12 protein-coding genes and 1 riboswitch are annotated in these 12,893 nt (G+C 38.4%); of the genes, 5 read left to right on the plus strand and 7 right to left on the minus strand.

Annotated elements, in window-relative coordinates; all coding sequences use genetic code 11:
* Positions 1 to 348, minus strand: a complete 348-nt coding sequence (locus ACE1MS_RS17235) for an ArsR/SmtB family transcription factor (protein WP_012295733.1) — start codon at positions 346 to 348, stop codon at positions 1 to 3.
* Between the two features lie 146 nt (positions 349 to 494).
* Entirely contained in the window at positions 495 to 1,673 is a 1,179-nt protein-coding gene (locus ACE1MS_RS17240) for an MDR family MFS transporter (protein ID WP_036162335.1), read from the minus strand.
* Between the two features lie 226 nt (positions 1,674 to 1,899).
* On the opposite strand from ACE1MS_RS17240, the gene ACE1MS_RS17245 reads away from it, so the two are divergent.
* The gene (locus ACE1MS_RS17245) at positions 1,900 to 2,856 is read left to right on the plus strand and encodes a TIGR01212 family radical SAM protein (protein WP_031416441.1); all 957 of its coding nucleotides are present in this window, start codon (positions 1,900 to 1,902) and stop codon (positions 2,854 to 2,856) included.
* A complete protein-coding gene (locus tag ACE1MS_RS17250) occupies positions 2,853 to 3,431 on the plus strand; it encodes a tRNA (mnm(5)s(2)U34)-methyltransferase (RefSeq protein ID WP_012295735.1) in 579 nt (192 codons plus the stop codon). The genes ACE1MS_RS17245 and ACE1MS_RS17250 overlap by 4 nt, the downstream gene beginning before the upstream one ends.
* A 59-nt stretch (positions 3,432 to 3,490) precedes the next feature.
* On the opposite strand, the gene ACE1MS_RS17255 is transcribed toward ACE1MS_RS17250, so the two are convergent.
* Positions 3,491 to 4,999 carry an alanine/glycine:cation symporter family protein gene (locus tag ACE1MS_RS17255; RefSeq protein ID WP_036162337.1) on the minus strand — a complete coding sequence of 503 codons (1,509 nt, stop codon included), beginning with the start codon at positions 4,997 to 4,999 and terminating at the stop codon, positions 3,491 to 3,493.
* A 126-nt stretch (positions 5,000 to 5,125) separates the two neighbouring features.
* Positions 5,126 to 5,932: an alpha/beta hydrolase gene (locus ACE1MS_RS17260; RefSeq protein WP_012295737.1), complete on the minus strand. Its 807-nt coding sequence runs from the start codon at positions 5,930 to 5,932 to the stop codon at positions 5,126 to 5,128.
* 134 nt (positions 5,933 to 6,066) lie between these two features.
* Between ACE1MS_RS17260 and ACE1MS_RS17265 the strand changes: the two genes are divergently transcribed.
* A complete protein-coding gene (locus ACE1MS_RS17265; protein WP_012295738.1) occupies positions 6,067 to 6,579 on the plus strand; it encodes a gamma carbonic anhydrase in 513 nt (170 codons plus the stop codon).
* 175 nt (positions 6,580 to 6,754) lie between these two features.
* On the opposite strand, the gene metK is transcribed toward ACE1MS_RS17265, so the two are convergent.
* A complete protein-coding gene (metK, locus tag ACE1MS_RS17270; protein WP_012295739.1) occupies positions 6,755 to 7,951 on the minus strand; it encodes a methionine adenosyltransferase in 1,197 nt (398 codons plus the stop codon).
* A 284-nt stretch (positions 7,952 to 8,235) separates the two neighbouring features.
* A riboswitch (SAM riboswitch) is annotated at positions 8,236 to 8,354 on the minus strand.
* A 391-nt stretch (positions 8,355 to 8,745) separates the two neighbouring features.
* On the opposite strand from metK, the gene pckA reads away from it, so the two are divergent.
* On the plus strand, positions 8,746 to 10,332 hold the full coding sequence (gene pckA / locus ACE1MS_RS17275; protein ID WP_012295740.1) for a phosphoenolpyruvate carboxykinase (ATP): 1,587 nt from the start codon (positions 8,746 to 8,748) through the stop codon (positions 10,330 to 10,332).
* A gap of 84 nt (positions 10,333 to 10,416) precedes the next feature.
* Positions 10,417 to 11,373 carry an alpha/beta hydrolase gene (locus tag ACE1MS_RS17280; protein ID WP_012295741.1) on the plus strand — a complete coding sequence of 319 codons (957 nt, stop codon included), beginning with the start codon at positions 10,417 to 10,419 and terminating at the stop codon, positions 11,371 to 11,373.
* A gap of 80 nt (positions 11,374 to 11,453) precedes the next feature.
* Here the strand turns inward: ACE1MS_RS17280 and ACE1MS_RS17285 are convergent, their stop codons facing one another.
* Together ACE1MS_RS17285 and ACE1MS_RS17290 are read right to left on the minus strand one after the other, a co-directional pair.
* Complete coding sequence (locus tag ACE1MS_RS17285; RefSeq protein WP_012295742.1) at positions 11,454 to 12,230, minus strand: alpha/beta hydrolase family protein; 777 nt, start codon at positions 12,228 to 12,230, stop codon at positions 11,454 to 11,456.
* Positions 12,220 to 12,681: an NUDIX domain-containing protein gene (locus ACE1MS_RS17290; RefSeq protein WP_031416444.1), complete on the minus strand. Its 462-nt coding sequence runs from the start codon at positions 12,679 to 12,681 to the stop codon at positions 12,220 to 12,222. The genes ACE1MS_RS17285 and ACE1MS_RS17290 overlap by 11 nt, the downstream gene beginning before the upstream one ends.
* Positions 12,682 to 12,893 lie beyond the last annotated feature (212 nt).

A 12,893-nucleotide genomic window follows, 5' to 3' on the forward strand; every position in this document is an offset into this window, starting at 1 on the left:
TTACTTATTTTCTTCGTCACTATCATTACTCGTCATTTCCTCTAATCTTGAAATGGTATGAACTAAATGGTTATTAAAAATATCCTTGGCCACGCCAAGTAATTCACCAATCATTGGATCGCTTAAAGAATAGTAAACCTTTTTGCCTTCTTTCACTCCATAAACAATATTTTTAGCTCGTAATACACTTAGCTGCTGAGAAACGGCGGAGCCCTCTTTCTCTAAGCAATCTTGAATCTCATTAACACTCCTCTGACCATCTACAAGAAGTTCCAATATTCTTATACGTAATGGATGTGCTAACGCTTTAAAAAAATCTGCCTTAAACTGCTGCAATCCTTCTTCCATTAAATAAATCCCTCCATACAACTACATATTCAAATATTTGAATATGTATGATTGTACGCCTCAATCGATAATTTTTCAATATCTACTATTTAAAAAAGAGCAAACCAAGTGTGGAATACTTGATTTGCTCTTTACATTTTTCACTATTAATCTACTACTATGTTGTTCTTCTTTAGAGGATAATCATAAATAAGACATGGTATAATCGCGAACAGTACAATTACTACTAATGTTAAAACGAGAGGAATCATGCCAAATTGATCCACCATAATTCCACCGAATAAAGGACCAATCATACGTCCACCGGTCGCAGCACTGTTGATAATTCCCTGATAGAATCCTTGTCGGCCTTTTGGCGCAAGTTGATTAGCAATAGTTGGTAATGCTGGTGTATAAAACATTTCTCCAAAAGTTAAGACAAGCATGGCTGCACCAAACATTTTAAAATCACTCGCAAAGGCGATAATACCAAAGGATATAGCGATTAAGATGACACCAAAAACCAACTGTCGTTTTAACTGATGTTCCCAACGTTTTACAAGCGGCGCAATGAGCGGCTGCCCTATAACAATTAGCAGACCATTTATCGTCCATAGTAAACTATATTGCTTTAATCCTAAACCTAAATCTTGCGTATAAGATGAAATCGTTGCACTCCATTGCGAATAGGCTAACCAACATAAAACGGAGGACGAACTAATGATTAATAAGGCATAGAATGGTGCCTTGTTAATAATTCGCTTACTTTCACCGACCACATTCTTTGGTGCAATACTCCCTACCTCTAAACGTTTAAATGTAAGTAAAGCAATGAAAAAGAATACTATATACATCCCTAAATTGACCTTAAACACATAGTCAAATTGATAATCGGCCACCACACCTGCAAGTGCAGGACCTACAGCAACACCGACATTTTGAGCCAAATAAATGGCATTAAAGGCCTTTCGTCCACCCTCTGGCCAGGCAGCTCCGGCCAATGCGAACATGCTAGGAAAAACAATCCCCCCACTAAAGCCTAGTATTGTTAAAAACCATACATAATGTGGCCAACCGTGCCAAAGCGTTAAACCAATTAATGAAGCAATTGTTAAAAGGATTCCAAGCATGATGGCTTTATAGCCACCAATTCTATCAAATAGGTAACCACCTAATAGATTACCTAAAACACCTGCAGCAGAATTCAGCATCAGCACAAAGCCAGCCATCGCTAAGGATTTCCCTAAATAATCATGCATGTATATGGCATTTAAAGGCCATAAAAATGAGTTACCTGTTGTGTTCACAAGCATTCCGATAATTAAAAACCAAACACGTTTTGGCATTTGATGACCTCCATTATTTCGCTTCTCTAAATAGCTAGTTTATGCTGAAATACTTGAAAGTACAAGGAAAATAAATTTACCCTTTTTACATTTTATTAAATACTATAAATAGCTATAATTTACTAGATACAATTAAAAGTTAGAGTAGCATCTTGCAGGATAAACCCTTACCCCATGACGGAACGAGGTGCTCATGATAAAATAAGGCGTTAGAGGAGTGAAATAAATGACAGAAATAAATTTTCCTTTTCCTTCAGAAGGGAAAAGATACTATACATGGAACCGCTATTTACGCGATCAATTTGGTCACAAAGTATTTAAAGTAGCATTAGATGCTGGCTTTGATTGTCCAAACCGTGATGGTACGGTTGCCTTTGGTGGCTGTACATTTTGCAGTGCAGCAGGCTCTGGTGACTTCGCAGGTAATAAAGTTGATCCGATCGATGTTCAATTTGCTGAAATTCGAGACAAAATGCATCAAAAATGGAAAGATGGCAAGTATATGGCCTATTTTCAAGCCTATACAAATACACATGCCCCGCTCCCTGTTTTAAAGGAAAAATTCGAAGCTGCTTTGGCGCAGGAAGGTGTTATAGGCCTTTCTATCGCTACTCGCCCTGATTGTTTACCAGATGATGTTGTAGAATATTTAGCAGAATTAAACGAACGTACGTATTTATGGATTGAGCTTGGTCTTCAAACTGTTCATGAAAAAACAGCAAATCTTATTAATCGTGCGCATGATTATGCAACCTATGTGGAGGGCGTTGAAAAGCTTCGGAAGCATGGTATTCGTGTTTGCTCACATATTATAAATGGTCTACCGCTTGAAGATTATGACATGATGATGGAAACAGCTCGTGCAGTGGCCAAGCTAGATGTTCAAGGTATTAAAATCCACTTACTTCATTTATTAAAAGGGACCCCAATGGTGAAGCAATATGAAAAAGGGATGCTTGAGTTTTTAGATCAGGATGTTTATACAAAACTAGTCGCTGATCAGCTAGAAATTTTACCACCTGATATGGTCATTCATCGCATTACAGGTGATGGACCTATAGATTTAATGATTGGCCCAATGTGGAGCGTTAATAAATGGGAAGTATTAAATGGCATCGATGCCGAATTGGAGCGTCGTGGTAGTTGGCAAGGGAAATTTTATAAAGCTGAGGTTGGAAAATGAAACTACAACGAGTTTTACAATATGCTCAGCAGCTACTAAAAGATAGTGTGGAGGAAGGAGATACGGTTGTTGATGCCACTGCTGGAAATGGCCACGATACGCTATTTTTAGCACAGCTAGTCGGGGATGAAGGGCAAGTTTATGCCTTTGATGTTCAAAAAAAAGCAGTGGATGCAACGCTACATCGTCTACTAGATCAAAGTTTGGAGCATCGGGCTCTTGTGTTAAATAAAGGGCATGAAGAAGTAGCCAATTTTATACACAAGCCAGTAGCTGCAGCCATCTTTAATCTCGGCTATTTGCCTGGTAGCAATCATGATATTATTACCAAGCCTACTACAACCATACAAGCTATTGAAGACTTACTTAAGCTTTTAAAAGTTGGCGGTCTAATCATTCTTGTTATTTATCACGGCCACCCTGGGGGCAAAGAAGAGCGAGATACCGTGACTGACTATGTCAGCCAGCTTCCACAAAAATATGTACATGTTTTAAAATACGAATTTCTCAATCAGCAAAATGATCCTCCATTCATCATTGCGTTAGAAAAGATGAAGGATTATCCTACTTTATAGACAATTTAAAAGGCTAACTAATAGTATAGTTGTAACTATTAGTTAGCCTTTCTCTTTACCTATTTATTTTTACGTTCTTCATTATAGTCAACCCAGAAATCTGCACCTTTAATGCCTAGTTTACGAGGATCAAAGACAGGGTCTTTTCCTTCTTTTTTCTGCTTCTCGTAATCTTTTAATGCAACAATGGCTGGTTTCATAATAATTAAAATAGCTAGAACGTTAATCCATACCATTAAACCAAGGCCAACATCCCCCATAGCCCAAGCCAGTTCAGACGTACGAACCGTGCCATAGAATGCTGCGACTAAAATAGCGATTTTCGCAATCCAAATGAAAACCTTTTCGGTACTACCTCTAAATAAATAAGCGACATTTGTTTCGGCGATATAGTAGTAAGCCATAATCGTAGTAAAGGCAAAGAAGAATAGTGCGATAGCTACGAATGGTGCGCCAAATCCAGGTAAGGATGATTCTACTGCATATTGCGTATAGGCAGCACCTTCCTTAATACTTTTAGCAAATGTCATTTGCTCGTCACCCGTTAAGCCACCTTTATTGAATTCCCCAACGTGAATAAATGAATCTGTTCCTTCAACTGCCTTTTCATCTTGTACATTATACATACCTGTAAATAAAATCATAAAGGCTGTAGCTGAACAAATTAATAATGTATCAATGTATACAGACGCTGCTTGGACAATCCCTTGTTTAGCAGGGTGAGATACTTCTGCTGCAGCAGCAGGGTGCGCACCAGTCCCTTGACCAGCCTCGTTTGAATAGATTCCTCGTTTCACACCCCAAGCAATCGCGGAGCCAATAATACCTCCAAATATTTCTTGTGCTCCAAATGCACTTGAGAAAATTAAAGCAAAGACAGATGGTACCTCTGAAATATTCATAGCGATAATAATAATAGCCATAATAATGTAAGCTAATGCCATGAACGGTACAATAATTTGTGCGGCGTTGGCAATCGATTTAACGCCTCCAATAATGATGGCACCGAGTAAAACAACAATAATTAGTCCTGTAATCCAAGTTTCAATACCGAAGGCATTTTCAACAGCTCCTGCAATGGCATTAGATTGCACACCTGGCATAAGTATAAGCATAGCAATTAAAGCAGCTACAGCGAAAATCACTGCAAACCATTTTTGACCCATTCCTTTTTCTATGTAATAGGCCGGTCCACCACGGTATTCAGTATCCTTCTCTTCTTTATAGATTTGCGCTAAAGTAGACTCTACATATGCGGTTGCCGCACCAATGAAAGCAATTGCCCACATCCAAAAGACAGCACCAGGTCCCCCCATCCCAATAGCTGTTGCAGTACCGGCGATATTCCCTGTACCTACACGACCCGATAGAGCGATAGACATTGCTTGGAAGGAGGAAATCCCCTTTTCTGATTTCTCCCCTTTAAACATTAGCACGAACATATCTTTAATATGCCTTACTTGCAGGAACCTTGTAATGACTGAGAAAAAAAGCCCAATCAATAAAATACCATAAATAAACCAAGGTCCCCATAATATGTCATTCATTTTACCAACAACTACATCCATCTTACCCCTCCAATTTGAATTACCTTACTTTAAGTCACTATATTATTACACTTTTCAGAAAATTACAATATTATATTCAAGTAACAATAATTAAGTAAGTATCCTACTATTTAGAAGGGATCGAAACTATTTTATTATATATCCAATTCGTCTAAGAGCATTATTGATAAAATCTCGAATGTACATAAAAATCTCTTCACGCTCTACTTCATGAAATAAATTGTGATAACAATTTGCCCATTCTTTAAATTGAAATTCCGTTAACTCTTGTTGATGAAGCCAATTACGCATTTGTCGAGTTTCCGTAATTTTATCTTTTTCAGCTGTCATAATTAACATAGGCATATTAGGAAATTCGTCCTTAGGTAGCATAACTAAATTTCTCATCATCTGCTGAAGCTCACGATACCATTTCACCGAAACTACAGACATAAATGGTATATCATCCTTCATTTCTTCTCTACCCTCTACGCTACGCGTCAATTTTTCAAATGTCAGGTCATGTGTCAATTTTACATTTGCTGTTAATGCACTCAGGCTTGTTAAAGCATTTGATAATTTACCTGGTAATAGCTTCAATTGCAGCCATGGTGATGTCAAAATAATACCTGCACACTCATACTTTTTCTTTTGCATTGTATGAAGAACTAAAGTAGCGCCTAGTCCATGTCCTATTACAAAGGTTGGTAAATTATATGAAAATGCATTCTCAATCAAATTTCTTGTATATTTATTGTACAATTTGAAGTCCTCATCATGGACACGGGCAAATCTTGCATTGACACCATGATTCGGTAAATCTCCCATGACTATGTGGAAGCCTTCCAATCTTAATTTTTCTATCAGCCATGCATACCAACGGTGGTTTTCATAAGCACCATGAAGAATAGCAATCACAGCCTTTGCTTGTCCATCAGCTTCCCATTTCCACATTTACATAGTCCTCCTAAAAAATAATTACACTTTGATTATATCGAAATAACAGCTCATTTTAATTTTATATTTCCTTAAAGTTGCGTATTTGATACGATAATACTATATCTACAAAAAGAAAAGAGGCGATTCTCATGATTTATCCATTCAAAGATAAAACACCAACGATCGATCCATCTGTTTTTATTGCCGATTACGCAACCATTACTGGAGACGTAACTATTGGAGCTGAAACAACTATTTGGTTCAATACCGTGATCCGCGGCGATGTTTCCCCAACAATAATAGGTAAACGAGTAAGTATACAAGATCTTTGCTGCTTACATCAAAGTCCTAAGTTTCCACTCATTATTGAAGATGAGGTCACAGTAGGACACCAAGTAACTTTACATAGCTGTACCATTCGAAAAAAAGCCTTAATCGGAATGGGCTCCATTATTTTAGACGGTGCGGAGATTGGAGAGGGTGCATTTATTGGAGCCGGAAGTTTAGTGCCTCCTGGTAAAGTCATTCCTCCAAATAGCTTAGCATTAGGACGTCCAGCCAAAGTTGTACGAGAATTAAATGCTGAGGATAAAGAGGATATGGAACGTATCGTACGTGAATACGCTGAAAAGGGTCAGTATTATAAATCTCTACAAAAATAAAAACCTACAAAGAAATTGTACCTTCATAAAAAATTCCTCGCTTTCCATGACACTATTTGTTCAAGGAATAAGGGCGAGGTATTTTTGCAAAAAAACAAAAGGGGCAGAAAAGCCCCTTTTGTTCATAATACATTAGAATAATTTTCTAAAGACTTCAGCACTTTAGCACAATAGTTTACAGCTGTGCTTTTATGCGTAATGCGTCAGCTTTATCAGTTTGTTCCCATGGGACGTTTACATCTGTACGACCAAAGTGTCCATAAGCTGCAGTTTGTTTATAAATTGGACGACGAAGATCAAGCATTTTAATGATACCTGCTGGGCGTAAATCAAATAGTTCACGAACCCATTCTACAATTTTGCTTTCCGTCACTTTTCCTGTACCAAATGTATCTACAGCAATGGAAACAGGCTGTGCAACGCCAATTGCATAAGCCAACTGTACTTCAGCGCGTTCTGCTAAACCAGCTGCTACAATATTTTTAGCTACATAACGTGCCGCATAGGCAGCTGAACGGTCTACTTTTGTTGCATCCTTACCTGAGAATGCACCACCACCATGTCGTGCATAACCACCGTATGTATCAACAATGATTTTACGGCCCGTTAAACCAGCATCTCCTTTTGGTCCGCCAATTACGAAACGGCCAGTTGGATTGATAAAGTATTTTGTGTTTGTATCTAATAATTCGCTTGGCACTACAGGAGCAATCACGAATTGTTTTAGATCGGCCTGAATTTGTTCAAGTGTTGCTTCTTCATCATGCTGAGTTGAAATAACAATTGTATCGACACGAACAGGTACGTTATTGTCATCATACTCAATTGTTACTTGTGTTTTACCATCTGGGCGTAAATAAGCTAACTCCCCAGATTTACGAACTTCTGTTAAACGACGTGCTAATTTATGAGCTAAGCTAATTGGTAATGGCATTAACTCGGGTGTTTCATTACATGCATAGCCAAACATTAAGCCTTGGTCTCCTGCACCAATCGCTTCAATATCTGCATCTGTCATAGAACCCTCACGGGCCTCTAAAGCTTGGTCAACGCCTTGGGCAATATCTGGAGATTGCTCACCAATTGCTACAAGTACTGCTAAGTTTTCAGCATCAAAGCCATATTTACCACGTGTGTATCCAATTTCCGCCACAGTATCACGTACAATGCCTTTAATATCTACATAAGTAGAAGTAGTGATTTCTCCTGCTACTAATACTAATCCTGTTGTTACAGTTGTCTCGCACGCTACACGTGCATTTGGATCTTCTGCTAAAATAGCATCTAAAATGGCATCCGAAATCTGGTCACAGATTTTATCTGGATGCCCTTCTGTTACACTTTCTGATGTAAACAGTCGACGGTTTGTCATTTAGTTTTCCTCCTATTACTCTTACAAAAAGTATTTGTACGGTACTCATTACCCATGTCAAGTCCGCTCCTAAGGATTGAACTCTCTCAAGCCGCTGTTGTTGTCATTTCACTTTACGAGAAAAAATAACTGCTACTTAAAAACACGAGGATTTCGAAAGACCCGTCATTATAATAAGGAAAGAACTACATATACTTACCTTTACATTAATTTTTAACAATAAAAAAATCCTTTTCTCACGTTACTATACATGAGGAAAGGAATAATGACTTCGTTACCTTTCACTCTTATCGTTCAAGGGATTTTCCCTTGCATCAGGTTGGCACCAACGCATGTTGTGAAATAATACATGCAGGTTGCCGGGTTTCACAGGGCCTGACCCTCCACCAGCTCGGGATAAGAGTATCCGTTCAATTTTCATGTTACTGAAAAGGTCAATCGTTGTCAAATATTTTCTTATGTATTACTGTATAGAAAGGAAGAACAAAATTATCACCATAAAATTTTCATACTTGGGTGATGATGTAAATAGAAGAAATTTAATCCCTACAACATACCTAGCTTCTTGTGGTAACATATGTGTGGCTCAAATTTTAGACAATTTACTGTAGCATTGAATGTTTTCTACTCGAAAAACATTATTTTTTGTCAGTTTATTGAAAAGTAATAAAAACTCTAAAATAATTTCTTAATTAGTATAGATTATTTAACCCATTGTGTTATACTATTTTTGAAATTAAGAAAAAATCCCTCTAAACCAAGGGAATACTATAAAAAAGGATGGTATTTAATCGATGAATTCAGTAGAAATTGCAAACGAACTGAAGGAATTATTAAACGGCGGTAACATTAATGTTCAACTTTCAGTACCACAATTAGCAGAAAAAGCTACTTCTCGTGGTGAGGCAATGTTAACAGTAGATGGCGCAGTTCGTGCAGAAACTGGCAAATACACTGGTCGTTCACCTAAAGATAAATATACAGTAGAAGAAGAAAGCACAAAAGATCAAATTGACTGGGGTAAAGTCAATCAACCAATTTCCTCTGAAGTGTTCGATAATCTGTATGTAAAAGTAATAAAATATTTAAAAGAACGTGATGAATTATTCGTATTCAAAGGTTTTGCTGGTGCTGACAAAGATTCACAATTAAGCATCCAAGTGATTAATGAATACGCTTGGCACAACCTTTTCGCTCATCAATTATTTATCCGTCCGACTAAAGAAGAATTAGCTTCGCATGTTGCAGACTTCACTGTCATCTCAGCTCCTAACTTTAAAGCAGATCCTGCGGTTGACGGTACTGCTTCTGAAACATTCATCATTGTATCACTTGAAAAGAAAATTATCTTAATTGGTGGTACTGAATATGCTGGTGAAATGAAAAAATCTATTTTCGGAATTATGAACTACTTATTACCACAACAAGGAATCCTTTCTATGCACTGTTCAGCAAACGTTGGTGAAGCTGGCGATGTAGCATTATTCTTCGGTTTATCTGGTACTGGTAAAACGACATTATCCGCTGATCCAGACCGTAAGCTAATCGGTGACGATGAACATGGTTGGTCTGATAATGGAGTATTCAACATTGAGGGGGGTTGCTATGCAAAAACGATCAACCTTTCTGCTGAGAAAGAACCAGAAATCTACAATGCAATCCGCTTCGGTTCTGTTTTAGAAAACGTAGCTGTTGATCCAGAAACTCGTATTTGTGACTATGATGATGGCTCATTAACAGAAAATACACGTGTAGCTTATCCAATCCAATACATCGAAAATATTGTTGATCCATCTGTAGCAGGTCATCCAAAAACAATCATCTTCCTAACAGCTGATGCGTTTGGCGTATTACCTCCTATCAGCAAATTAACAAAAGAGCAAGCTATGTATCACTTCTTAAGTGGTTTCACTTCAAAACTTGCTGGAACTGAACGTGGTGTAACAGAGCCAGAACCAGTATTCTCTACTTGCTTCGGTTCTCCATTCCTTCCACTTCCTGCAACAGTGTATGCAGAAATGTTAGGTCAAAAAATTGATGAACATGGCGCACAAGTATACCTAGTGAACACTGGTTGGACTGGTGGCGAATATGGTACTGGTAGCCGTATGAAGCTTTCTTATACACGTACAATGGTACGTGCAGCTATCGATGGTAAATTAACAAATGTTGAAACGACACAAGATGCTGTCTTTGGCTTACACATCCCAACAGCAGTTGAAGGTGTACCTTCGCAAGTGTTAAATCCTCGTGAAGCATGGGCAGATAAAGCTGCATACGATGCTAAAGCTGCTGAACTTGCAGGCTTATTCAACGAAAACTTCAAGAAATTTGCAAACGTTTCGGAAGCCATTACTACACTTGGTGGTCCATTAAAATAACAACTAGAACAAGAAAAGGGAACGATATGATTCGTTCTCTTTTTCTTTCCCATACATAAACAGAAGCTAATATAGGAGATACATATGAAAAGAAAATACAAATTACTAGTAGCATTAATTACTATATTATTGGCATTAATTATTGGTGCTGGTTTTTTTGCAGGCAACTACTTTTATAATCTGGCATTAAATCCTGATACTGATAAAACAGCAGTTCTAGATGCCCCCCACAATCTAATCGATAGCAATTCAGATGAAGCTCGAGAGAAAGAGGCACGTGAGCAGTGGTTTAACAAGCATTCTGAGGAGAAGTCAATTCCATCCTTTGATTCCCTTAAGCTACATGCATACTCTATCCAAAACAGCCATCCCACAGACAAATGGGCAATTATCTTTCATGGCTATTCAAGTGATGGTACACAAATGACTAAGTATGCTAAACAATTTTATGATATGGGCTATCATGTACTCATTCCCGATGCAAGAGGACATGGTCAAAGTGAAGGTGATTATATCGGCATGGGGTGGCATGATCGTTTTGATGTAATTTCATGGATTGACGACATTGTAAATATGAATGAAGATGCTGAAATCGTTCTATTTGGGGTTTCGATGGGAGGAGCCACTGTCATGATGGCTTCAGGCGAGGATTTGCCCTCAAATGTAAAGGCAATTATTGAGGATTGCGGGTATTCTTCCGTATGGGATGAATTTTCCTATCAGTTACAAGCCATCTTTCACTTACCTTCTTTCCCAATTATGCAATTCTCTTCGGTCGTAACTAAACTAAAAGCAGGCTATACACTAGCAGAAGCTAGTGCTGTTGATCAAGTGGCAAAATCGAAAACCCCTATGCTGTTTATTCATGGAGACAACGATACTTTTGTTCCTTCGACCATGTTGGATGACGTATATGAAGCAGCAAATGTACCGAAACAAAAGTTAATGGTCGAAGGGGCTGGTCACGGTGGTGCGGAAAGCTTAGCAGGCGAGCTCTATTGGGAAACGATTCAACAATTCTTGGAAACTTATACAAAATAATTAAACGCCCCTTCCTTTAGAATACTATTCATCTCCAGATGATAGCTATGTAAAGGAAGGGGCATTAATTTTTTCATTTTCTAATGTTGCTTCATCCATTCACAAAGAGCACGAACGGTTTCACGATTTTTAGCTGGTGGGTATTGATGTGCATAATGAAGGTCATACCATGTTTCGTATGTTTTATGAGCATCCTCTAAAAAAAATGCCAGCTGTCTAGCATGCTCTATATCCACATTCTCATCCTGATAGCCATGAATAATTAACACTGGGGCTGTTATATGCTCAACTTCGAATAAAGGTGTACGAGCATCATAGGCTTCCGGTACACGGTTGGGTGTTCCTCCGATAACGCGCTTCATCATCCGTCGCATATCTGTACGTTCCCAGTAAGTGGCCGTTGCATCAGAGACTCCAGCCCATGTCACAACGGAAGTAATATCCCTTCGTAAAATAGCTGTCCATAGAGCCATGATACCTCCACGCGAAAAGCCAAAAACATGTATATTGTCGTTGCAAAATTGCTTCAGTACATCGACAGCATAAACAGCATCATAACGGTCTGCCCCTGCAAACTCATCCTTGCCTTCGCCACCTCTATTCCCACGATAATAAGGTGCAAAGACGATAAAACCTTGAGCGGCAAATTGGGCAATACGCGAGGGCCTTACCATGCCAATGCTTTGCATACCCCCTCTTAAATATAAAAAGCCATCATATGTACCTTCAGTCTTCGGCTCTGCTAAAAGTCCTTTTATTCGCAAGCCCTGTGATATATAAGTGATTTCTGTTAACCGTATTGCTGGATTGGGTGAAGGATATGCACGCTTTTCAACGATATCACCATTATTTGTCACGTCTTTTCAGCTCCTCCAGCATTTTCTCCATTCCCTCATCCTTCATATGAAAGCTTAAGTTTGGATGATGGGCAAATTCCTCATCAGTTAACCACAGCATACCGGATGTTTCTAAATCAAATTCAATGTCCTCCTGCCCAGCAAATTGTGCTGTAAAAACCGTTTTACAAAATAAGCTGTCGTCATGAACCGCATATTCTGCAAACCATTGAAGATTTTTCACACGGACACCCGTTTCTTCATACACTTCCCTTATGGCTGCATCCTCTAGCGTTTCACCTTTCTCCAGTTTGCCCCCTGGCACCTCGACACCACGTCTTTTATGAATAGTACATAGCCACTTATTTTGGTGCTTTAAAAAAACAAGGACGTGTTTGGGTTCTACGTCAAACTCACCTCTCGTAAAACTCAAATCTACGCGCAGGCCATGTAAATCTGTAAATGTTAACATATCTTCAACCTCACGTTCTTTCATGCTGAATAACAGAAGTTATTTTTTCATTGCCTACACTTATAGGCGTATTGAATTTATCATTTCTGCTTTGCTAGCCATGCATTTCCACTAGGTGCAAATCATTCAATTTCCTCTAGCTTATCTAATTTAACTATAGTGTAATCATACAGAAACAAGCAACTCTAAATATAGGTCAAGCAAGCAAAAAA

It is taken from the genome of Lysinibacillus sp. fkY74-1 (assembly GCF_053165895.1).